At 74.0% G+C, this 20280-nt stretch carries 22 protein-coding genes and 1 pseudogene; 12 read left to right on the forward strand and 11 right to left on the reverse strand.

The annotated features are described in order from the left end of the window. Positions 1-46: 46 nt before the first annotated feature. The 3 genes from ACZ56V_RS18545 to ACZ56V_RS18555 all read right to left on the reverse strand — a co-directional run bounded on the left by ACZ56V_RS18545 (position 47) and on the right by ACZ56V_RS18555 (position 2868). Positions 47-430 (reverse strand): DUF3037 domain-containing protein, encoded by a 384-nt coding sequence (locus tag ACZ56V_RS18545; protein ID WP_061445885.1) that lies wholly within the window; start codon positions 428-430, stop codon positions 47-49. Further along, positions 427-1182, reverse strand: a complete 756-nt coding sequence (locus ACZ56V_RS18550; RefSeq protein WP_467384765.1) for a HipA family kinase — start codon at positions 1180-1182, stop codon at positions 427-429. Before ACZ56V_RS18550 ends, ACZ56V_RS18545 begins: the two co-directional genes overlap by 4 nt. A gap of 273 nt (positions 1183-1455) precedes the next feature. Further along, positions 1456-2868 carry an aminopeptidase P family protein gene (locus ACZ56V_RS18555; protein ID WP_468943438.1) on the reverse strand — a complete coding sequence of 471 codons (1413 nt, stop codon included), beginning with the start codon at positions 2866-2868 and terminating at the stop codon, positions 1456-1458. 125 nt (positions 2869-2993) lie between these two features. Here ACZ56V_RS18555 and ACZ56V_RS18560 point away from each other — a divergent pair, with 125 nt between their 5' ends. The 3 genes from ACZ56V_RS18560 (at position 2994) to ACZ56V_RS18570 (ending at position 5096) form a co-directional block, all read left to right on the forward strand. Further along, entirely contained in the window at positions 2994-3977 is a 984-nt protein-coding gene (locus tag ACZ56V_RS18560; RefSeq protein ID WP_468943441.1) for a LuxR family transcriptional regulator, read from the forward strand. A gap of 157 nt (positions 3978-4134) precedes the next feature. Beyond that, entirely contained in the window at positions 4135-4632 is a 498-nt protein-coding gene (locus ACZ56V_RS18565) for a Rieske (2Fe-2S) protein (RefSeq protein WP_398912111.1), read from the forward strand. Then, the gene (locus ACZ56V_RS18570) at positions 4629-5096 is read left to right on the forward strand and encodes a pyridoxamine 5'-phosphate oxidase family protein (RefSeq protein WP_468943444.1); all 468 of its coding nucleotides are present in this window, start codon (positions 4629-4631) and stop codon (positions 5094-5096) included. The genes ACZ56V_RS18565 and ACZ56V_RS18570 overlap by 4 nt, the downstream gene beginning before the upstream one ends. An 84-nt stretch (positions 5097-5180) precedes the next feature. On the opposite strand, the gene ACZ56V_RS18575 is transcribed toward ACZ56V_RS18570, so the two are convergent. Beyond that, positions 5181-6092, reverse strand: coding sequence for a LysR family transcriptional regulator (locus ACZ56V_RS18575; protein WP_356369014.1), 912 nt, complete (start codon positions 6090-6092; stop codon positions 5181-5183). Between the two features lie 74 nt (positions 6093-6166). Between ACZ56V_RS18575 and ACZ56V_RS18580 the strand changes: the two genes are divergently transcribed. After that, complete coding sequence (locus tag ACZ56V_RS18580; protein ID WP_468943447.1) at positions 6167-7159, forward strand: DMT family transporter; 993 nt, start codon at positions 6167-6169, stop codon at positions 7157-7159. Between the two features lie 40 nt (positions 7160-7199). Here ACZ56V_RS18580 and ACZ56V_RS18585 read toward each other — a convergent pair whose 3' ends face one another. Then, complete coding sequence (locus tag ACZ56V_RS18585) at positions 7200-8537, reverse strand: aminotransferase class I/II-fold pyridoxal phosphate-dependent enzyme (protein ID WP_398912115.1); 1338 nt, start codon at positions 8535-8537, stop codon at positions 7200-7202. A gap of 35 nt (positions 8538-8572) precedes the next feature. Here ACZ56V_RS18585 and ACZ56V_RS18590 point away from each other — a divergent pair, with 35 nt between their 5' ends. After that, on the forward strand, positions 8573-9259 hold the full coding sequence (locus ACZ56V_RS18590; RefSeq protein ID WP_356369007.1) for a pyridoxamine 5'-phosphate oxidase family protein: 687 nt from the start codon (positions 8573-8575) through the stop codon (positions 9257-9259). A 57-nt stretch (positions 9260-9316) separates the two neighbouring features. Here ACZ56V_RS18590 and ACZ56V_RS18595 read toward each other — a convergent pair whose 3' ends face one another. From ACZ56V_RS18595 to ACZ56V_RS18605, 3 genes are all read right to left on the reverse strand, one after another. Continuing rightward, positions 9317-10267 carry a DMT family transporter gene (locus tag ACZ56V_RS18595; protein WP_468943451.1) on the reverse strand — a complete coding sequence of 317 codons (951 nt, stop codon included), beginning with the start codon at positions 10265-10267 and terminating at the stop codon, positions 9317-9319. A gap of 188 nt (positions 10268-10455) precedes the next feature. Beyond that, positions 10456-11460, reverse strand: coding sequence for an EamA family transporter (locus ACZ56V_RS18600; protein ID WP_398912117.1), 1005 nt, complete (start codon positions 11458-11460; stop codon positions 10456-10458). 99 nt (positions 11461-11559) lie between these two features. Continuing rightward, positions 11560-12108, reverse strand: coding sequence for a Clp protease N-terminal domain-containing protein (locus ACZ56V_RS18605; RefSeq protein ID WP_398912118.1), 549 nt, complete (start codon positions 12106-12108; stop codon positions 11560-11562). A gap of 216 nt (positions 12109-12324) precedes the next feature. On the opposite strand from ACZ56V_RS18605, the gene ACZ56V_RS18610 reads away from it, so the two are divergent. Then, entirely contained in the window at positions 12325-12492 is a 168-nt protein-coding gene (locus ACZ56V_RS18610) for a hypothetical protein (RefSeq protein WP_189744339.1), read from the forward strand. 76 nt (positions 12493-12568) lie between these two features. On the opposite strand, the gene ACZ56V_RS18615 is transcribed toward ACZ56V_RS18610, so the two are convergent. After that, entirely contained in the window at positions 12569-13219 is a 651-nt protein-coding gene (locus ACZ56V_RS18615) for a PadR family transcriptional regulator (RefSeq protein ID WP_467384772.1), read from the reverse strand. A gap of 118 nt (positions 13220-13337) precedes the next feature. Here ACZ56V_RS18615 and ACZ56V_RS18620 point away from each other — a divergent pair. Both ACZ56V_RS18620 and ACZ56V_RS18625 read left to right on the forward strand, forming a co-directional pair. Continuing rightward, positions 13338-13502 (forward strand): annotated as a pseudogene (locus ACZ56V_RS18620) (LuxR C-terminal-related transcriptional regulator); the annotation flags it as partial. A gap of 133 nt (positions 13503-13635) precedes the next feature. After that, positions 13636-14445, forward strand: a complete 810-nt coding sequence (locus tag ACZ56V_RS18625; RefSeq protein WP_467384773.1) for a PhzF family phenazine biosynthesis protein — start codon at positions 13636-13638, stop codon at positions 14443-14445. Between the two features lie 46 nt (positions 14446-14491). On the opposite strand, the gene ACZ56V_RS18630 is transcribed toward ACZ56V_RS18625, so the two are convergent. Then, on the reverse strand, positions 14492-15319 hold the full coding sequence (locus ACZ56V_RS18630; protein WP_467384774.1) for a CPBP family intramembrane glutamic endopeptidase: 828 nt from the start codon (positions 15317-15319) through the stop codon (positions 14492-14494). An 81-nt stretch (positions 15320-15400) separates the two neighbouring features. Continuing rightward, positions 15401-16918 (reverse strand): glutamate-cysteine ligase family protein, encoded by a 1518-nt coding sequence (locus ACZ56V_RS18635; RefSeq protein ID WP_104635147.1) that lies wholly within the window; start codon positions 16916-16918, stop codon positions 15401-15403. Between the two features lie 560 nt (positions 16919-17478). On the opposite strand from ACZ56V_RS18635, the gene ACZ56V_RS18640 reads away from it, so the two are divergent. From ACZ56V_RS18640 to ACZ56V_RS18655, 4 genes are all read left to right on the forward strand, one after another. Then, positions 17479-18063: a hypothetical protein gene (locus tag ACZ56V_RS18640; RefSeq protein WP_398912123.1), complete on the forward strand. Its 585-nt coding sequence runs from the start codon at positions 17479-17481 to the stop codon at positions 18061-18063. A gap of 286 nt (positions 18064-18349) precedes the next feature. After that, positions 18350-18553 (forward strand): DUF5999 family protein, encoded by a 204-nt coding sequence (locus ACZ56V_RS18645; RefSeq protein WP_030189388.1) that lies wholly within the window; start codon positions 18350-18352, stop codon positions 18551-18553. 229 nt (positions 18554-18782) lie between these two features. Further along, positions 18783-19835, forward strand: a complete 1053-nt coding sequence (locus ACZ56V_RS18650; protein WP_468943460.1) for a LacI family DNA-binding transcriptional regulator — start codon at positions 18783-18785, stop codon at positions 19833-19835. Positions 19836-19864: 29 nt separating this feature from the next. Further along, positions 19865-20260, forward strand: a complete 396-nt coding sequence (locus ACZ56V_RS18655) for a molybdopterin-binding protein (protein WP_398912125.1) — start codon at positions 19865-19867, stop codon at positions 20258-20260. Positions 20261-20280 lie beyond the last annotated feature (20 nt).

Genomic DNA, 20280 nt, shown 5'->3' on the forward strand with positions numbered 1-20280 from the left:
CACGCCCCGGGCCGCACGTGCCCGAGCGTCCGGGCGGGCCCCGCCCCTACCGCACCAGCAGGTCGAGGAGCCGTTCCGTCTCGGCCGCCGGATCGGCCGTGAGGCCGGTGTGGACGGGGCCCGGCTGGACGATGGTCGACCGGGGCGCGATCAGCCAGCGGAACCGGCGGCCGGGATCGTCCTCGGCCGCCTGGCCCGCCGCGTCCCCTCCGGCGCACACGCCCTCCACGGCGCGCAGCGCCGCGCGCACCCCGGGCAGGTCCACCCGCGGGTCGAGGGCCAGCAGCCGTCCCTCGTCGAGGTGGGTGCGGGCACCGACGTAGGACCTGGCGCGGCAGTAGACGAGCACGCCGGCGTTGACGCACTCCCCGCGCTCGACGCGCGGCACGACGCGCAGCAGCGCGTACTCGAAGACGTGGCGGTCGCTCACCGCACCCCCTTGACGCGTTCGTGGATCGTGGCGGCCCGCGCGAGCAGGGGTCCGGCGTAGGCCCTGCGGAGGTCGTCGGGTGTGGCGAAGCCGGGTTCGTCCCGCAGCCAGACGTCCGGGATCTCGGCGGTGACCTCGGCCAGCAGCTCCTCGGTGACCAGCGGTGCGAGTGCGGCGGCGGCCGAGCGGACGTCCGGCGCGAAGCGCGCGAGGGCGTGGTCGGCGGCGTCGTAGGGGCGGGCGGCGGAGGTCTCGGCGCCGGGCCAGTTGTGGTGCCAGATCATGGTGGCGCCGTGGTCGATGAGCCACGTCTCGCCGCGCAGGCGCAGCAGGTTGGGGTTGCGCCAGGAGCGGTCGACGTTGTTGACCAGCGCGTCGAACCAGACGATCCGCCCGGCCTCCTCGGCGCTCACCTCGAAGGCGAGCGGGTCGAAGCCGAGCGCGCCGGAGAGGAAGTCCATGCCGAGGTTGGTGCCGCCGCTGGACTTGAGCAGTTCCTGCACCTGCTGGTCGGGTTCGCCGAGCCCGAGCACCGGGTCGAGGTCGACGGTCACCAGCCGCGGCACCCGGAAACCCAGCCGGCGGGCGAGCTCGCCGCAGACCACCTCGGCGACGAGCGTCTTGCGGCCCTGGCCCGCGCCGGTGAACTTCAGGACGTAGGTCCCGAGGTCGTCGGCCTCGACGAGTCCCGGCAGCGAGCCGCCCTCACGCAGCGGCGTGATGTAGCGGGTCGCGAGGACCTCTCTCAACACTTGTGCGGGCCACCCGTCTCTTCAGCCTTGCCCGTTCCCGCGGGGAGACTTCCCCCGGGCATGGGGTGAGCATAGTGACCGCGGGTGACCGTCGGCGAGACGGGCCCGGACCGACGCCCTCCGGGACGCCTTTCCTACGTGTCCGCAGCGCCCGTGCCCGGATGTGCGCACGGCGGTCGCGGTCCCCGGGTCGCCGAGCGGCCTCCTCCGTCACGGTGCGGGACGGGAACGCCGCTCGTCCTCGAGGTCCGGGGGATCGTCCGTGCCGCGGGCTCAGCCCGCGAAGCGGGCCATCCAGGCCTCGACCTCGTCCGCCCCGCGGGGCAGGCCCGCCGACAGGTTCTCGTGGCCGTCCTCGGTGACGACCAGGTCGTCCTCGATCCGGACGCCGATGCCACGCCACTCCTCGGGCACGGTCAGGTCGTCCGCCTGGAAGTACAGGCCCGGTTCGACGGTCAGGCACATGCCCGGCTCCAGCAGGCCCTCCACGTACTCCTCCGTGCGGGCCCGCGCGCAGTCGTGGACGTCCAGGCCCAGCATGTGACCGGTGCCGGCCATGGTGAAGCGGCGCTGCAGACCCAGCTCGTACGCCCGCTCGGCCGGGCCCTCGATGAAGCCCCACTCCACCAGCCGCGCCGCCAGGTGGCGTTGGGCGGCCTCGTGGAAGTCGCGGTACGCGGCGCCGGGCTTGACCGTCGCGATCCCGGCCTCCTGGGCCTCGTACACGGCGTCGTAGACCTCGCGCTGAAGCGGCGTGAAGGTGCCGCTGATCGGCAGGGTGCGGGTGACGTCGGCGGTGTAGAGGGAGCGCGTCTCCACACCGGCGTCCAGGAGCAGCAGGTCCCCCGGGCGGACCGGGCCGTCGTTGTCCGTCCAGTGCATGATCGTGGCGTGCTCGCCGGCGGCGCAGATCGTGCCGTAGCCCACCGCGTTGCCCTCCAGGCGCGCCCGGCGGAAGAAGGTGCCCTCCAGCCAGCGCTCGGAGGAGGCGACGGCCCGGGACAGCTCGCCCACGACGTCGGTGAAGCCGCGCACCGTGGAGTCCACCGCCTTGCGCAGCTCCCCGAGTTCCCAGGCGTCCTTGACCAGGCGCAGGCCGCTGAGCGCGTCCTCCAGCTCGTCGTCCCGCTCGGCGTCGGTGGTGACGGCCGCCTCCAGGGCGGGGTCGACCCCGCGCACGATCCGGGTCCGTACCCCCCGGGTGGCGGCCAGGTCGGCGGCCGCGGTGCGCACGTCGCGGCACGGCAGGCCGAGCACGCGCTCCGACTCGGCCAGGGAGCGGCGCCGGCCGGTCCACAGTTCGGCGTGGGCGCCGGTCCAGAACTCGTCGTCGTCCCGGCTGTCCCGGGGCAGCTGGTAGCAGTAGGCGTCGTGTCCGCCCTCCGCGCGGGGCTCGAGCACCAGGGCTCCGTCCCGGGCCTGGTCGCCGGTCATGTGCACGTAGCCGGAGTACGGGCGGAAGGGGTAGGTGTCGTCGTTCGAGCGGACCTTGAGGTTGCCCGAGGGGACCACCAGCCGTTCGCCGGGGAACCGCGCCGAGAGCGCCGCACGACGCCGGGCCGCGTACGGGGCCTGTTCGGCGGGCGTGAGGTCGTGCCGCTCCGTGTCCGCCCAGCCCGTGCGCATCAGGGCGGACAGCTCCGCCGAGAGCGTCGGGTACAGGCTGTTCTTCCGACGGTTCGCCACGTCGTGCACCTTCTTTCGCTGGTTCCTCCGCCCGGACGGTACCGCCTCGTGGCAGGTTCGGGGGCTCAGGAGTGCCAGTGGCACTGATCGGCCACCACGGGACCGGTCGGGCCGATAATCGCCTCATGGCGAACGAGAGACTCGGCGAGTCCCTGCGCGTACTGGGGCTCGATCCCACGGCCTGCCGGGTGTATCTGGCCCTGCTGGAGCTGTCCCCCGCGCCGCTGGCGGCGATTGGCGCGGCGACCGGCCTGAGCGGTGCCCGGCTCACCGCGGCGTACGCCACCCTGGCGGACACCGGTCTGGCCAGTGCCGCGGCCGGGGACGCGGACGTGGTGGCCCCGGTGCCGCCCGCGGCGGGCCTGGAGGTGCTCGCCCGGCACCGGGCGGCCGAGCTGGAGGAGTCGCGCGTCGCCGTCGGGGGCGCCTTCGAGTCGTTCCGGCGCCGGCGGCTCGCCGCCTACAACGACGGCCTCGTCGAGGTCGTGACCGGGGAGGACGTCGGTCCGAGGATGCGTCAGGCGTGGGCCAGTGCCCGCGAGCAGATCCGGCAGTTCGAGTCCCCGCCCTACGTCCACCTGGCGGGCGCGACCGACGACGCGCTGGCGACGCTGGCCCGCGGGGTGACGCAGCGCGTCGTCTACGCGCGCGAGGCGCTGGAGCGGCCCGGCCAGCTCGAGCACGTCGTCGAACCCTGCGTCGAGGCGGGTGAGCAGGCCAGGGTGCTGCCGTCGGTGCCGGTCAAGCTGCTGATCATCGACGAGGCGTACGCGCTGGTGTCGTTGTCGATCAGGGACGTCGACGTGCACAACACCATGCTGGTGGTGCAGCCCTGCGGTCTGCTCTCCGCGCTGACGGCCCTGTTCGAGCAGACCTGGCGCGACGCCGTCCCGCTGCACGGACTCGCGCCCCGCCCCGCCGGGCTCCCGCCGGCCGACCGGCGTCTGCTGCGGCTCCTGGCCGGCGGCGCGACCGACGAGGTCGCCGCCCGTGAGCTGGGGATCAGCCGCCGTACGCTGTTCCGCCGCCTCCAGGTCCTCATGGCCCGCCTCGGCGCCGCGAACCGCTTCCAGCTGGCCCTGCAGGCCCAGCGCGCGGGCTGGCTGTGAACACCGGACCGGCGATGTCATCACGGCACCCGGTGCGACTCGCGGAGTTCCCCACGCGGTTGCCCGGCGGGGCACGGCTGCCCGCTCTGAACAACACGGGCCGCGTGGCCGTACCTCTCGGCAGATCATCACGCACCCACCCCGGAAGGGACCCAGCATGACCAGCGCTTCGTTTCATCCCGCAGCGGGACCGGCCCGTCGTACCGTCGTGGCGGCGGCCGGGGCGGCGGGACTCACCGCCGTGCTGGCCGCCTGCTCAGGCTCGGACGACGACGCGTCCGGCGACACCGGCAGCGCTCCCTCCGGCAGCCCCTCCCAGGAAGCGGGCGGCAGCGGTTCGGGCGGCGGCGAGAACGCGGGGTCCGGGGCCGCCCTCGCGGCGACGGCCGACATCCCCGAGGGCGGCGGGAAGGTCTTCCCGGACCAGAAGGTGGTGGTGACCCAGCCCGCGGCGGGCGACTTCAAGGCGTTCTCCGCCACCTGCACCCACCAGGGCTGCGCCGTGAAGAGCGTGGCCGACGGTCTTATCAACTGCCCCTGCCACAACAGCAGTTTCTCGATCACCGACGGCAGCGTGCAGGGTGGTCCCGCGCCCAAGCCGCTGCCGGCCGTGCAGATCACGGTCAGCGGGGACTCGATCCGGCTGGCCGGATGACCGTGACGCAGCGCCGGGGGCGCCGGATCATGATGAGCCCCGGCGAGCTGGAGGCGTTCCTCACCACCCAGCGCACCTGCCGGGTCGCCACCGTCTCGGCCGGCGGCGCCCCGCACGTGAGCACCCTCTGGTTCGTCTGGGACGGTGCCTCGATGTGGCTCTACTCGGTGGTGCGCAGCCGGCGCTGGACGGACCTGCGGCGCGATCCGCGGGTGGCGGTCGTCGTCGACGCCGGTGAGGAGTACGACGAGTTGCGGGGCGCGGAGCTGTCCGGCCGGGTGGAGTTCGTGGGCGAGGCGCCGCGCACCGGTGAGCTGTGCGCCGAACTCGACTTCCCGGAGACGCTGTTCGCCCGCAAGAACTTCGGCCTCCATGAGATGCCGCACGACGGCCGGCACGCCTGGCTGCGGCTGACGCCGGAGAAGGTCGTCTCCTGGGACTTCCGCAAGCTGGCGTCCGGATAGCCCGGCGGCGCCCACCGCGAGAGGCGGGCCCGGGGGCGCCCGGCCGGCCGCTCCGGCCGGCCCACCTCCCCCGCCGGTCGTCGCTCACCCCGTCCGGCCCACCTCCCGCGCCGTCGCCCGCAGCGCGTCCACCGCCGCCCGGATCGACGGGCGGCGGTCGGCGTCCGCGCGCCAGACCACGTACACGTGCCGGCGCACCCGCTGCTTCAGCGGCACGGTGACCACCGCGGCGGGCATCGGATGGCGCCCGAGCAGGGGCGCGATGCACACGCCGAGCCCCGCGGCGACCAGCCCGAGCTGGGTGTGGGTCTCGGCGGCGCGATGGCCGACGATCGGCTCGATGCCCTTCGAACGCAGCGTGAACATCAGCCACTCGTGGCAGAACTCGCCCTCGCCCCACGTGATCCACTCGTCCTCGGCGAACTCGGCGAGGTCCACCTCGTCCCGGCCGGCCAGCCGGTGGCCGACGGGCATGGCGACGTCGGCGGGGTCGTCCAGGAGCGGCGCCTTGACCAGGCCGTCGGGCAGCGGCATCGGCTTGTTGTACCAGTCGAGCACGACGGCCAGGTCCAGGTCGCCGCGCACCACGCCGTTGACCCCGCGCTCCGGCTCCAGCTCCGAGGAGCGGATGCGCAGCGCGGGGTGCTCGGTGCGCAGGGCGGCCAGCGCGGCGGGGAAGAGTCCGCGGGCGGCCGTCGGGAACGCGGACAGCCTCAGCTCGCCCGCCACCTGTCCGCGCTGCGCCTCCAGGTCGGCCTGGGCCAGCTCGACCTGGGAGAGGATGCGGGCCGCGTGCTCGGCGAGCAGCCGGCCGGCGTCCGTGAGCCGCACGCCGCGCCCGTTCTTCGCGAGGAGCCGCTGACCGGCCTCCCGTTCCAGCTTGGCCATCTGCTGGGAGACGGCCGAGGTGGTGATGTGCAGTCCGGCGGCGGCGCCGCTGACCGATCCGTGCCGGGCGAGGGCGTCGAGGGTCCGCAGGCGCTCCAGGTTCAACATGTAAGCGATGCTACGAGATATTCGGTGCGAAATCTCGATTGTGCTACGAGAACGGTTGCTTCATCGTTGCCGGCATGAGCAGCGTCCCGTCCTCCTCCGCCTCCGTTCCCTCCTCGCCCCGCCGCGTCCTCGACTGGCGGCTGCGCTTCGGGCTCCTCTCCCTCGTCTGGGGTTTCAGCTTCCTCTTCATGAAGGTGGGCACCGAGAGCTTCGCCCCGTTCCAGGTCACGCTCGGCCGGCTGGCGTTCGGTACGGCGGTGGTGGCCGCGGCGATGGCGGTGAAGCGGGAGCGGCTCCCGCGCGGGGCGTGGACGTGGGTGCACCTGACGGTCGCCGGGTTCCTGCTCAACGCGCTGCCGTTCTCCCTGTTCGCCTTCTCGGAGCTGACGATCCCGTCGTCGCTCGCGGGCATCTGCAACGCGACCTCGCCGTTGTGGGGCATGGCCCTGTCGCTGGTCGCCCTGTCCGAGGACCGCCCGACGCGCCGCCGGGTGGCCGGTCTCGGCATCGGTTTCCTCGGCGTCCTGACGGTGCTGGGCGTCTGGCAGGGCTTCCACGGCCTCGACGTCACGGGCACGGCGCTGGCCCTGCTGGCCTCGTTCAGCTACCCGGTCGGCTGGATCTACGTCCGCCGCACCCTGGCCGGGTCCAGCCACTCCCACCTCTCGCTGACCGGCGCCCAGCTGGGTCTGGCCACGCTGCAACTGGCCGTCGTGACACCGGTGTTCACCTCGGTACCGACCGGCTTCCCGGTGCTCCCCGTGCTGGCGGTCGCGGCCCTGGGCGTCCTCGGCACCGGGCTCGCCTTCCTGATCCAGTACGACCTGGTCGCCGAGGTCGGCCCGACGACGGCCCAGATGGTCACGTACTTCACCCCGGTCATCGCCACGGCCGCGGGTGTCGCGCTGCTCGGCGAGTCGCTGTCCTGGTCGACACCGGTCGGCGCGGCCGTCGTCCTCGCCGGCGCGGCGCTGACCCAGTCCCGCCCCGGGACCGGCCGGGGCGGCACCGCGCCCGCACCTTCACCGCGGACGTCGCCGGGGGTACGTGAGGGGTCGCGGGTCTGAGGAGCGGGGCCGCTCGGGGCCACGTCCTGGTGGAGCCCGCTCAGACGTGGCTGCGTGGCGGCCCTGCCCCCGGCCCCACCGCCGCCGCGACCGCCGCCGCCAGTGGTCCGGTGTCCTCTTCCCCCAGCGTCGAGACGGTGATCCGGATGCCGGGCGGCGCGCCCAGGCGGAAGCGCGCGCCGGGGGCCACGGCCCAGCCGGCGTGCAGGAGCCGGGCGACGGCGCCGGTCTCGTCCGGCACCGGGATCCACACGTTCATGCCGCTGCGCCCGTGTCCGGTGACCCCGTGTTCGGCCAGGGCACCGAGGAGCGCGTCCCTGCGCCGCCCGTACACCCCCGCCACCGCGCGGGCGTCCACCGCGCCGTCGGCCCACAGCCGGGCCACGGCCCGCTGGGTGATGCGGCTGACCCAGCCGGGGCCGAGCCGCTGCCGCCCCCGCACCCGGTCGAGCGTGAGGGGGTCCCCGGTGAGCACGGCGAGCCGCAGGTCGGGGCCGCAGGCCTTGGCGGCGGAGCGGACGAAGGCCCAGCCGCGGGTCGTACCGGCGAGCGGGTGCAGGGGGAGGTCGACGATGCCGTGGCCGTGGTCGTCCTCGATGAGGAGGGTCCCGGGGTGGTCGCGCAGCACGGACCGCAGGGCACGCGCGCGGGCCGGGCCCACCGCGGCGCCCGTCGGGTTCTGCGCGCGGTCCGTGACCACCAGGGCGCGGGCGCCGGCCGCGAGGACCCGGCGTACGTCCTCGGGCAGCGGTCCCTGGTCGTCGACTCCGACGGGGACCGTGCGCAGCCCCAGCGCGGGCACCAGGTCCAGGAGGCTGCCCCAGCCGGGGTCCTCGACGGCGACGGCGTCACCCGGCTTGAGATGGGCCGCGAGGACCCGCTCCATCGCGTCCAGCGAGCCGGACGTCACCTCCACGGGCCCGTCCGGCACACCGTCGGCGTCCAGTTCGGCCCGCGCGACCCGGGCCAGCTCCGGGTCCACGGGCGCGTGCCCGTACAGCACCGGTTCGCGGTCGCCCTGTCCGGCCGCCGCGGCGAAGACCGGGCCGAGCGCGGGCAGCAGCGCCGGGTCGGGATTGCCGTCGGACAGGTCGCGCACGCCCGGGGGCACGTCGACGCGGATGAACTCCCGCCCGGTGGTGGCCGGCTTCGCGCGCACCCGGCTGCCCCGCCGCCCGGCCGTCTCGATGACCCCGCGTTCACGCAGGGTGCGGTAAGCGGCGGCGACGGTGTTCGGATTGACCCCGAGCCGCTGCGCCAACTCCCGCATCGGCGGCAGGGGTTGCCCCGGTCGCAGCTCTCCCGAACCCACCGCCCGCTCGACGCTCGCGGAAATCTCCGCTGCGCCCCGCCCTGTGATCCGATACTCTCCTAGCACAAAGTCGATTATGCACTAGTGCAATGGAGAGCGCCATGCAGGGGACCACGGGGACGCCGTCGCAGCCCACCGACACCTATCCGCCCACCGACCGCACCGTCCCCACCCGCTCCCCCGACCGGGCCGCGTACGACAAGGAGCTGGTGCACTCGATACTCGACGAGGGCTACGTCTGCCACCTCGGCTTCGTGCGCGACGGCGCCCCGGTGGTCCTGCCGACGCTGTACGGCCGGGTGGGCGAGCGGCTCTACGTGCACGGCTCGACGGGCTCGCGCCCCCTGCGGATGACGGGCGCGGCCGACCCGGGGCTGCCGGTCTGCCTGACGGTGACGCACGTGGACGCGCTGGTGCTGGCCCGCTCGGCCTTCCACCACTCGATCAACTACCGGTCGGTGGTGGTGCACGGCACGGCGTACGAGGTGACGGATCCCGAGGAGCGGCGCACGGCCCTGGACGCCCTGGTCGACCACGTGGTCCCGGGCCGTTCCCGCGACTCGCGGCCGGCCAGCAAGAAGGAACTGGCCGCCACCGCCGTGATCCGCCTCGACCTGGACGAGGTCTCCGCCAAGCTCCGCACCGGCGGGGTGAACGACGAGCCGGAGGACCTCGCCCTCCCGCACTGGGCCGGTCTCGTCCCGTTGCGCAAGGGGTACGGGGCTCCGGTCGCCGACCCGGACCTGGCCCCCGGCACGGCGCTGCCCGACTACCTGTCGGCCGGGTGACACCGGCCCGCGCGGGAGGCTCGGGAGGCGCGGGACCCCTCGGGAGGGCCCCCGCCGTCACGCGGGCGCAGGGCGCGCCCGCATCTCCCGCACCGCCCGTGCCTCCGCCACCGCGAGCCCCGCGACCGAGCCGAGCATCAGCAGCGTGCCGGCCAGGGTCGCCGCCGTGAGGTGCTCGCCGAGCAGCAGGACGGCGAACGCCGCGGCGCTGACCGGCTCCAGGAGCATGATCACGGAGACGGTCGCGGACCGGACGACGGCCGCGCCGGCGAAGTAGAGCCCGTAGGCGAGGGCGGTCGGGACGGCGGCGACGTACGCGAGGAGCCACAGCAGCCGGACCGGTTCGGCGGTGTGCGGCACCAGGCCCTCGACGAGCGCGAGCGGCAGCAGGCACAGACTCGTGACCGCGAACGCCCCCACGGACGTACCGGCCGCGTCCGCCCCGCCGTCCCGGCCCCACCAGCGGGTGAGCAGCGTCATCACCGAGTACCCGGCGGCGGACAGCAGCGCGAGGAGCAGCCCCGGCAGGCGGACGGTCGTACCCCCGCCGCCGAGGACGAGCACCACGAGCCCGGCGAGCGCGCCGACGACCGCCGCGGCGCCACCCGCCCCCAGGTGCTCACCGAGGGCGAGGCGCGCGCCGAGGGCGATCAGCACGGGTCCCGCGCCGAGGGTGACGACCGTGGCCACGGCGAGCCCGGTGGACTGCACGGCGGCGAAGTAGGCGGTCTGGAACACCGCGAGCCCGATACCGGTGACGAGGGCGCGCTGCGCCCTGCGGGCGAACGGCGCGCGGACGGCCGGGCGCACCCGCGGGCGCAGCGGACGGACGGCGAGCAGCAGGAGGAGCCCCGCAGCGCAGCGCCAGAACGACAGGGCGACGGGGCCCATGTCGCTGGCGCGGTAGACCAGCGAGGCGGCGGCACCGGCGGTGCCCCAGGCCACACCGGCGACGATCAGATAGAGGAGGCCACGCCCGACGGGCAGGCCGGAGACGGCATTCGACACGAGTTTCTCTCCGCAGACGCGCGCGAGGCGCGGAAGTTCGGGGCGGCCCGGGACGACCGGGGCGCGGGGACTTTCGTCTGCGGGCAGCACCGTCCGGCCCGGCGACAGCGCGCCGGGCTCGTCACAGGGGCCCGCCTCAGGCGGCCGGAGGCGGGAGGACGAGTGCGTCGGAATGCATGGTCCGCACCCTAGGTCGCCGTTCCCCGGCTCGACAACTCCCTTTCGGGCCCGCCACCGGCCACCGGGTCGGCGGAGCCCTTCGCCGGGGTCGAGGACTGGGCGATGAAGGCGCCGGCCAGCACGACGACGCCGCCGATGATCTGCGGTGCGGAGAGGTGCTCGCCGAGCAGCACCCAGGCCAGGACGGTCGCGATGACCGCTTCGAGGCAGGCGACCACTCCGGCGACCTGCGGCGACAGCCGGCGTACGGCGACGATGCCGGTGACGTAGGCGAGCACCGTGGCGATGAGCACGATCCAGGCCAGCAGCAGGGCGGCGGCGACGGGTGTGCCGTCCATGGGGGCGGAGCCGGCGAGGACGGACCAGTCCATCGACCAGGGCCGGGCGACGAGGGTGAGCACGGCGGCGCCGACGAGCAGCCCGTAGGCGATGACGCCGAGCGGGTCGGGCGCCTCCTCGCCGGCGTCGCTGCCCTGGTCGGACAGGACGAAGTAGCCGACCTGGCAGCAGGCGGCGCCGAGGGCGAGCAGCAGTCCGAGGGCGTCGAAGCCGAGACCCGACCAGACCTCGACCACGCAGGCGAGGCCGCCGACCGCCAGGACCACTCCGAGCGCGGCGGCCCGCGTCACCGGCCGCCGCTGCACGAACCGCACCCAGCCGAGGACCAGGGCGGGCGCCAGGTACTCGACGAGCAGCGCGACGCCCACCGGGATGCGGGAGATGGCGGCGAAGTAGCAGGCCTGCACACCGGCCACGGCGAGCAGCCCGTACCCGGCGACCAGCGCGGGGCGGCGGCGCGGCAGCGCGCGGTGGCGCACGGCGAGCGGCAGCATCACCAGGGCCGCGCCGGCCACCCGCAGCCAGACCACGTGGAGGGGGTCGAGTCCGGCCTCGATCAGCGGTTTGGCCGCGACTCCGGAGCCTCCGAAGGCGACCGCGGAGGCCAGTGCCAGGCCGAGCCCGGTGCCCTTGCCGCGGTTGCCGCGGGCGCTGTCAGACGTATGCACCGGCACATGATGACAGGGGTCGACATGACCGTCACTCCCAATGACACCTGTCTCACCGACTGGACGGCCGGGTGGCGCCCGTGGCGGGAGCGACGGGAGGCGTGCTCAGGGATGCTCAGGGGCCGGCGCGAAGTGGCTCTCCACGCGGGCGAGCACGGTGTGCGGTTCGACGGCGGCACGGGCCAGCACCTCGGCGGCCCGCGTCAGCGGGTCCGCGACCAGGGCGGCGAGCAGGTCCACGCCACCGGCCCGGTCGGCCCCGCGCCGGGCCGCGCGGGCGCAGGCGTCCTCCAGGGCCGCCGCGGCCGGCGGGGAGAACCCGGCGGCGCCGGTCACGACGGGTACGGCGCCGGAGTCCTCGACGGAGCTCTGCCAGCGCAGGCCGTAACCGATGCTGCGCTGCACGAGGTAGCCGAGGACGCGGGCGATCCGCGGTCCGTCCCCGAGCAGCTCACGGGCCTGCGCGTCGGACTCCAGCAGCGAGTGCAGCAGATGGGCCGTGTCGATCTGCCGGTCCCCGTCCCGCACCGCCCGGCGGCGGGCACCGGAGACCGCCGAGGCCAGTTCCGCGCTGAAACTCTCCTCGAGGTCGGTGCCGTCCGGCCACCGGCCGCCTTGCTCGCCGGCCGACTGCCGGGGGATACGGGGTTGCACATCTCCCAGCTCATCAGTCCCGCGCGGCCCGGTCATCCCCGAAGGGAAGCATTTCGTCGTCCCACACAGAGTGGACCCGCCCGGACGGAATCTCCTCCTTGGGGATGAGATCAGGCCGTTCCGGCAGGCCGGGCGCGCGCCGCCTTGCCACGCCCCCGGGGCAACCGAAGGGCCGCCTCGCGGGTCGAACAGGGCATGAGGAGCAGGTGCTGGCTCGTGGCACTGCCCGCCGTCGACGGCAGGCAGTACGTGTACCGGGTGGACGCCCCCGCGGAGGCGCTGCCCGCCGACCTGTTCTGGGACGCCTGGCACTGCCACGACGAGAGCGCCTTCCCGCGCGCGTGGGACGTCTTCGACGCGGCGGTGATACGGCGGGTCGACTGACCGTCCGCGCGAGCACTCCCCCGCGCACGAAGGGGCCCGCGGATCCTCTCCGCGGGCCCCTTCGTGCCGGTCGCCGTCAGTCCTCGTCGGCGAGGATCAGGTACAGCTTCTTGCGGGCGTCGCCGATGACGGCGAGCGCCTTCTCCCGCTGCTCCTTGCTGCCGGTCTTCCAGACCTGGCCGAAGGCCTCCATCAGGCCGAACCCGGCCTGCCGGATGTCGTTGAGAGCCTCCCAGTCGACGCCCCGCGAGGCCTCCTCCCAGGGCGCCTCCGGGCCTTCCTCGGCCGCGGTGCGGCCCGCCTCGGTGAGCGCGAAGAGCTTCTTGCCGCCTTCGCTCTCACTGGCGATCAGCCCCTCGTCCTCCAGCAGCTGGAGGGTGGGGTACACCGAACCGGGGCTGGGCTTCCACGCCCCGCCGCTGCGCTCGGCGATCTCCTGGATCATCTCGTAGCCGTGCATCGGCCGGTCCTTCAGGAGGGCCAGGATCGACGCCCGCACGTCGCCCCGCCGCGCCCTCCCCCTGGGCCCGCCGCGCCCTCGGCCGCCCCAGGGACCCCCGTGACCGAAGCCCGGCCCGAAGGGCCCGCCGGGACCGCCCGGCCCGAAGGGCCCGAACGCCGCGCGTCCTCCCTCGAAGCCACCCCGGCCGAAGGGCCCGAAGGGGGCACCTTCTCCGTGCCCGGGGCCGTGTCCACCGTGTCCACGCTCGTATCCGTGGTTGCGCATCGCCATCACTCCATCCAGTCGTTGATCAGTCGCGATGCCTCAACGATATATCGGAACGTATCGCACGGCAAGCACCTTGGAAGCCCTACGGTGTGCGGCCGTGAGGTGGGTGCGGTCGGCGCTGGTGGCCGACGGCCTGTCCGACCAGGCCGTGGGCCAACGGCTTCACCTCACCGAGGGCACCGTCGAGTCCCGTCCGGCCCGCGTCCGCGCCCAGCTCGGCGTCGACTCACGCACCGCCGCCGTCGCCACCACGACCTCCCTCGGCCCGATCCGCCGCTGACCTGACCCGGCTCTCGCCGCACCCGCGAAGACCCGGCGCGCCCGCGACGAGGGCTGCCGATCCCGCGAAAAGCGGTCCAGCACTCCGGAATTGGCCTTGGTCCGCGGCACCCGGCAGGCTCTAGCGTCGGGGCATGCGCATCCGAATCGTCGACGCCTTCACCGACCGGCCCTTCGCCGGCAACCCCGCCGGGGTCCTGCTCCTCGACGCCTTCCCGGACGACGACCGGCTCCAACGGGTCGCCCTGGAGGTCAACCACCCCGAGACGGCGTTCGCCCACCGCCTGCCCGCGGGCGGCGAGGCCGACTGGGCGCTGCGCTGGTTCACGCCGGCCACCGAGGTCGCGATGTGCGGCCACGCCACGCTCGCCACGGCCCACGTCCTGCACACCACCGGCGCCCACGAGGGACCGGTGCGGTTCGCCACCCGCAGCGGCGTGCTGGTGGCGACGCCGCACGAGGACGGCTCGATCACCCTGGACTTCCCGACCGCGCCGCTCACCCCCGTCGAGACCCCGGCGGGCGTCGCCGCGGCCCTGGGCGCCGAGCCCCGTACCGTCCTGGACACCGGTCCGAACATCGGGGACCTGCTGGTCGAGGTCGCCGACGAGGGGACCGTCCGCGGCCTGACGCCGGACCTCGAGGCACTGGCCGCCCACTCCGAGCGCGGCGTCATCGCCACCGCCCGCGCCGAGGACCCGGCCCGCGGCTACGACTACGTCTCCCGCTGCTTCTTCCCCAACGTCGGCATCGACGAGGACCCCGTCACCGGCAGCGCGCACACGGCCCTGGCGCCCTTCTGGTCCGAGCGCCTCGGCCGCCCCGGCCTCACCGGCCTCCAGGCGTCGGCCCGCTCCGGCCTGGTGCGCACGGAGGTGCGTGGCGGGCGCACGCTGCTGAGCGGGCACGCGGTGACGGTGGTCGACGGCGAGCTGCTGGCCTGAACCCCGCCCGAGGCCCCGATCCGCACGGAGGCGCGGGGCCCCACGGTCACGCCGTCGGCAGCCAGTCCACCTTCCCCGCGAGCAGCCCGTAGCCGACGAACGCCCCGATGTCGAGCAGCGAGTGCGCCACCACCAGCGGGCCCACGCGCCCCCAGCGGCGGTAGAGGTAGACGAACACGACGCCCATCACCATGTTGCCGATGAACCCGCCGATGCCCTGGTAGAGGTGGTACGAGCCGCGCAGCACCGAGCTGGCCGCCAGCGACGCGCCCGTGCTCCAGCCGAGCTGGTCCAGCCGGCGCAGCAGGTAGCCGACGACGATGACCTCCTCCAGGACGGAGTTCTGCACCGCCGAGAGGACGAGGACGGGGTACTTCCACCACACGTCGGGCAGGGCCTCGGGCACCACGGTGAGGTTGAAGCCGAGGCCGCGGGCGGCGAGGTAGAAGGCGATGCCGGTGCTGCCGATGACGGCGGCGACGGCGGCCCCGCGGCCCAGGTCCGGCCAGGGACGGGTGCGGTCGAAGCCGAGGGCGCGCAGGCTGCGGCCCTCGCGCAGCAGGAAGTGCGCGACGAGGGCGACCGGGACGAGTGCCGTGGTGATCCCGAAGAGCTGCCAGGCCAGGTCGAGCCAGGGGCGGCCGGGTGCGGCGGAGGCGTTGAGGGTGGCCGCCTGGTCCTTGAGCCCGCCCGGCCGGGTGACCGAGCCGATGAAGCTGATGAGTGCGGACACGCCGCTCGCACCGAGCGACAGCGCGAGGACGAGCAGCGTCTCGTCACGCAGGATCCGCCGTGAGAGCCGCTCCTCGGTCGAGGGCTGTTCGCCGAGTCGCTTCTGAGGGAACGCGTCGTCCACCGGGCCCGCCTCCGCCATGCACACCTGCCTCCAGCTGGGACGTCACAGCTTGCCCGATCAGTATGGGGCGGCGCGCGGCGGGGGCGGGCCGGGCGGCGATCAGCCCAGCGGCGCGGGTTCCGGCAGACCCACCGGCCACAGGTGCACCGGGTCGCCCTCGCGCATCAGCTCGACGTACCGGCGGGTCGTGGCGGCCAGCGCGGCCTCCCGGGACAGACCCGCCTCCAGCGCCCGGTGGAACGTGGCCGCCTGCCAGGACGCGCCGTTGACCCGGCGTCGGCACCGCTCCTCGATCACACCGAGGTAGAAGTCCCGGTCGGCGGGCTCCACCCCCCACGCGTCGAGGCCGGCCTCGGCGAGCGGCAGCAGCTCGTCGCGTACGAGGACGGCGGCGTCGACCTCGGTGGTGCCGCCGAGGCGGCCGCGCCGGGGCCACTCGAAGCGGGCGTCGATGCCATGCCGGCACGCGGCCTCGAAGTTGGCGGCGGCGGCCTCGAACGGCAGCCGGGTCCACACCGGCCGGGGCTCCTCGGCGAGCGCGCGGACGACGCCGTAGTAGAAGGCCGCGTTGGCGATGACGTCGGTGACGGTGGGGCCGGCGGGCAGGACCCGGTTCTCGACGCGCAGGTGCGGGACGCCGTCGGCGATGTCGTAGACGGGGCGGTTCCAGCGGTAGACGGTGCCGTTGTGCAGGACGAGTTCGGACAGCGAGGGCACACCGCCCGCGTCCAGGACCTCCAGCGGGTCCTCGTCGTCGCAGATCGGCAGCAGTGCCGGGAAGTAGCGCCGGTTCTCCTCGAAGAGGTCGTACGCCGAGGTCACCCAGCGCTCGCCGAACCAGGTGCGTGGCCGGACGCCCTGGGCCTGCAGTTCGGGCGGGCGGGTGTCGGTGGACTGCTGGAACAGCGGGGGCCGGGACTCGCGCCACAGCTCGCGGCCGAAGAGGAAGGGCGCGTTGGCCCCGAGGGCGATCTGGGCGGCGGTGACGGCCTGGGCCGCGTTCCACACGTCGGCGAAGCGGTCCGGGGTGACCTGGAGGTGGAGTTGCACCGAGGTGCAGGCGGCCTCCGGGGCGATCGACTTGGAGGTGCAGGTCAGGCGCTCGACGCCCTCGATGTCGAGGGTGAAGTCCTCTCCGCGGGCGGCCACGATCTGTTCGTTGAGCAGGGCGTAGCGGTCGACGGCGGAGAGATTGGACGAGACCAGGTCGTCCCGGTCCAGCGTCGGCAGAATGCCGATCATCGCGATTCCCGCGTCCACCTCGCCCGCCTTGCGGTCCGCATATGCCAAGGAGGTGCGGATCTCCTCGGCGAGCCGGTCGAATACCCGGCCGCCCAGGCGGTGGGGCGCGATGTTGACTTCCAGGTTGAACATGGCGAGCTCCGTCTGGAAGTCCCGGCTCGCGATGCGTTCGAGGACTTGCGCATTCAACATTTTCGGCATCCCGTCGGCACCGACGAGATTCAATTCGATCTCCAGCCCCATCAGGTTCTTCGGACGGTCGAACCGCTTCTCCGCCAGAAGTCGCTCCAGGCCCGTCAGGCACCGCTGGAGCTTCTCGCGGTAGCGCTGGCGATCGGACAGGTCGTACTGACCTGCCACGACCTTCTCCCCCATGGAAGAGTCCCTTCTCGGAGCGATGAGTGGAAGATCCGGCCGCCGCCGTCCGGTGGCCGGTCAGGTGGGATGATGCCCCGCCGAAGCGATCGATAACGTCCCCGCGCCGACCCGGCAGCCGCTACGCTGTGCCGATGTGACCGGTGGCACATTCACCGGGCATGGCACGTCGAGCAGTTTCCCGGGCCGACAACTCGTGAAAAACGCCGACGACAATTGGCCGACCGCTCGGTGAACATTCCCCGAGGTCATCGCCGTACACCTGGCCCGAAATGCGGAGGATTACCGCATCTCGGCGGCCGAATTCAACCTTGTACTGGTTGCCGGAATCGGCTAGCCGAAACACAGTCTGAACACATGTCGTATAAACTCCGCGGACAAGGCAGCGGATCGGCGCCCACGGTCGAAGGATCCTGCCGTCGCGCCGACGCGCGGCAGGCCTCTCCCGCATCTCGGTTCCCGGACCCGGCCCCTGCCTTCCCCAGCCCTGTGAGCCGACAGCGTCGTCCGCCCTGCTCCGCCCTCGCGCCATCGTGCCTTCGAATGAGAGGCGACCCATCATGCCCCTGCGTGTCCCCCCGGCCCCCGCGCCCGCCCTGCGCTCCGTCCTCACCGCCCTCTCCTCGCCCACCGCGGTCCGCGAGGCCCGGACCCCCGCGCTGCTCGGCGCCCAGGGACCCGCCACACCCGAACTGCCGCTTCCCGTCCACGTGCTCGACCGGGTCACGGCGCAGGGCGTGGCGGCGACGCGACTGGCCGGATGGCGGTTCCACATCCGGTGCGGCGACCGGGCGGTGGCGGCGGCGGAAACGATGCTGACCCCTGACGGCTGGGCGTTCTCGCACTTCTTCGAGGGCCCCTACGTCGCCTCGACCGAGCGCGCGCTGCGGCAGGCCGAGTCGATGGCCCAGCCCTACCAGCCGCGTCTGCTGTCGGTTCCCGAGCTGTACATGCTCACGCTGTGGCTGCACGGCGACTGCACCGCGGACGCCTCCGCCGGGCACCCCGCGGCCACCGACCTGCTGGTGCCGCTGGCGCCGGCCCCGCCCGGCATCGCGGCGCACCGGCCGCACCGGGTCGCCGAACTGCTGCCGGTCCTCACGCACCGGGTGACGCCGACGCGGCTGCTGGGTTCTCCCGCCTGATCCGTCCCGCCGCACCGCTCCCCCGCCCACCCGCGCGGACTAGCCCCATTCGGCCATGCCGAACCATCCGAAGTGACAGTGCAGTTGGGCTGAACCGTCCGCGCGGGTGACGCGTCATCAACCTGTGAGAAGCGGTGCTGCGAAATACCTGCGGATCGACGCCCGTGGGGCAACACTGGGTTCGGAACGACTCATACAACGGGGGGCGGCCATGAACGAGGCTTCACGCCGCGGGACAGACCAGACGACGCACTCATCCATCACCACAGACCGAGAGACCCCACTCATGTGTCAGCACCAGCCACCGTGCCCCTCAGCCGTCTCCGCCGACCGGGAGTCCGCCCGTCTCGTGGCGCACCACCCGGAGCAGGGGTGGAGCTTGCTGTGCAACGGTGTCGTCCTCTTCGAGGACACCGGTGAGCTACTGCCGGACGGTCAGGCCATCGCCCCGCACCGCCCCGTCGGCGCGGGCCTGACGACCGCCGCCTGACCACCCGCCGGGCGGTGCCGGACACCGCGCCCGGTGCAGCACGGGGCCGGCCCGCAGCCACGGCTGCGCACCGGCCCTCACACGCGTCCGGGACCGGTCACCGCGCGTGACGTGCCCGCTCCGCCCCGACGACTGGCCCGGTTTCCTGGTCCGGAACGCCTTCCCCCGGGCGCCCGGTCTCCGGAAGACTCCTGGAGGTTTCGCGGTCGGTGTCGGCGGAGGTGGGGAAGTGGCAGCAGACGAGGTCAGAGCCGTGACGGCTTCCGGCCGCCGGGGCAGGGTCACGATCACGGACATCGCCCGCCGCGCGGGCGTCTCGGTGCCGACCGTGTCCCGCGTCGTGAACGGCCGCTCGGACGTGTCGCCCGGGACCAGGGCGCGGGTGGAGGAGCTGCTGCGCCGGCACGGGTACCGCAAGCGCGCCACGGCACCCGGCCGCCGCGCCGCCCTGATCGACCTGGTCTTCAACGACCTGGACAGCCCCTGGGCCGTGGAGATCATCCGTGGGGTCGAGGAGGTGGCCCACGCCGCCGGGGCCGGCACCGTGGTCTCCGCGGTCCACGGACGCTCGGGCGACGCCCGTCAGTGGATGCGCAATCTGCGGGCACGGGCCTCCGACGGCGTCGTCCTCGTCACCTCGGCCCTGGATCCCGTGCTCCACCAGGAGCTGCGGATCCTCGGCGTACCGCTGGTCGTCGTCGACCCGGCGGGCTCCCCCGCCCTGGACGTGCCCACCGTCGGCGTCGCCAACCGGTCGGGCGGCCTGGCGGCCACCGAGCACCTGCTGGCGCTGGGACACCGCAGGGTCGGCCTGATCGCCGGACCGCCGCGGCTGCTGTGCTCGCGAGCCCGCCACGACGGCTACCGCGCCGCCCTGGAGGGCGCGGGCATCGCCGTGGACGAGTCCCTGATCGTCCCCGGCGACTTCCGCCACGAGTCCGGCTTCGCGGCCTGCGAGGCCCTGCTGGGCCTGCCCGAGCCGCCGACGGCCGTCTTCGCGGCCAGCGACCAGATGGCGCTCGGTGCGATCGAGGCGCTGCGCAGGCGGGGACTGAGGGTGCCGCAGGACATGAGCGTCGTCGGCTTCGACGACCTTCCGGAGGTCCGCTGGTCGGCGCCGCCCCTGACGACCGTGCGCCAGCCGCTCGCCGACATGGGCAGGGCGGCCGCGCGCACGGTGCTCGGCCGGACCCGCGACGAGCGGCCGGACCCGCCACGGGTCGAACTGGACACGGACCTGGTCCTGCGCTCCAGCACGGCACCACCACCCGCTTCCCTCTGAGCGCTCCCGCTCGGCCTAGGGTGACCGGCATGCAGTCCTACACGATCGGCCAGGCGGCGCGGCTGCTCGGCGTCAGCCCGGACACCGCGCGCCGCTGGGCCGACGCGGGCCGGATCTCCACCCGTCGCGACGAGGGCGGACGCCGCGTCGTCGACGGGCGCGACCTGGCCGCGTTCTCGGTCGAACTCGCCCGCTCCGGCGGCACCGACGAGGAGACCCCGTACACCTCGGTCCGCAACGCGTTTCCCGGGATCGTGACCGCGATCAAGCTCGGGGACGTCGCGGCCCAGGTCGAGATCCAGGCCGGTCCGCACCGGCTCGTCTCCCTGCTGACCAGGGAGGCGGTGGAGGAACTCGGTCTGGAGGTGGGCGTGGAGGCCACCGCGCGGGTGAAGTCGACGAATGTCCATATCGACAGGACATGAGCGCCCGGTCGGCGGACGCG

Source organism: Streptomyces sp. NPDC034099 (assembly GCF_055575415.1).

Bases quoted from the DNA above. Each gene is read 5' to 3' on its own strand.
- ACZ56V_RS18565 (WP_398912111.1), top strand. From the start codon at position 4,135: ATGACCAGCGCTTCGTTTCATCCCGCAGCGGGACCGGCCCGTCGTACC.
- ACZ56V_RS18590 (WP_356369007.1), top strand. From the start codon at position 8,573: ATGCAGGGGACCACGGGGACGCCGTCGCAGCCCACCGACACCTATCCG.
- ACZ56V_RS18570 (WP_468943444.1), top strand. From the start codon at position 4,629: ATGACCGTGACGCAGCGCCGGGGGCGCCGGATCATGATGAGCCCCGGC.
- ACZ56V_RS18630 (WP_467384774.1), bottom strand. From the start codon at position 15,319: ATGGCGGAGGCGGGCCCGGTGGACGACGCGTTCCCTCAGAAGCGACTC.
- ACZ56V_RS18655 (WP_398912125.1), top strand. From the start codon at position 19,865: ATGCAGTCCTACACGATCGGCCAGGCGGCGCGGCTGCTCGGCGTCAGC.
- ACZ56V_RS18580 (WP_468943447.1), top strand. From the start codon at position 6,167: ATGAGCAGCGTCCCGTCCTCCTCCGCCTCCGTTCCCTCCTCGCCCCGC.
- ACZ56V_RS18640 (WP_398912123.1), top strand. From the start codon at position 17,479: ATGCCCCTGCGTGTCCCCCCGGCCCCCGCGCCCGCCCTGCGCTCCGTC.
- ACZ56V_RS18560 (WP_468943441.1), top strand. From the start codon at position 2,994: ATGGCGAACGAGAGACTCGGCGAGTCCCTGCGCGTACTGGGGCTCGAT.
- ACZ56V_RS18625 (WP_467384773.1), top strand. From the start codon at position 13,636: ATGCGCATCCGAATCGTCGACGCCTTCACCGACCGGCCCTTCGCCGGC.
- ACZ56V_RS18575 (WP_356369014.1), bottom strand. From the start codon at position 6,092: ATGTTGAACCTGGAGCGCCTGCGGACCCTCGACGCCCTCGCCCGGCAC.
- ACZ56V_RS18645 (WP_030189388.1), top strand. From the start codon at position 18,350: ATGTGTCAGCACCAGCCACCGTGCCCCTCAGCCGTCTCCGCCGACCGG.
- ACZ56V_RS18615 (WP_467384772.1), bottom strand. From the start codon at position 13,219: ATGCGCAACCACGGATACGAGCGTGGACACGGTGGACACGGCCCCGGG.
- ACZ56V_RS18635 (WP_104635147.1), bottom strand. From the start codon at position 16,918: ATGGGGGAGAAGGTCGTGGCAGGTCAGTACGACCTGTCCGATCGCCAG.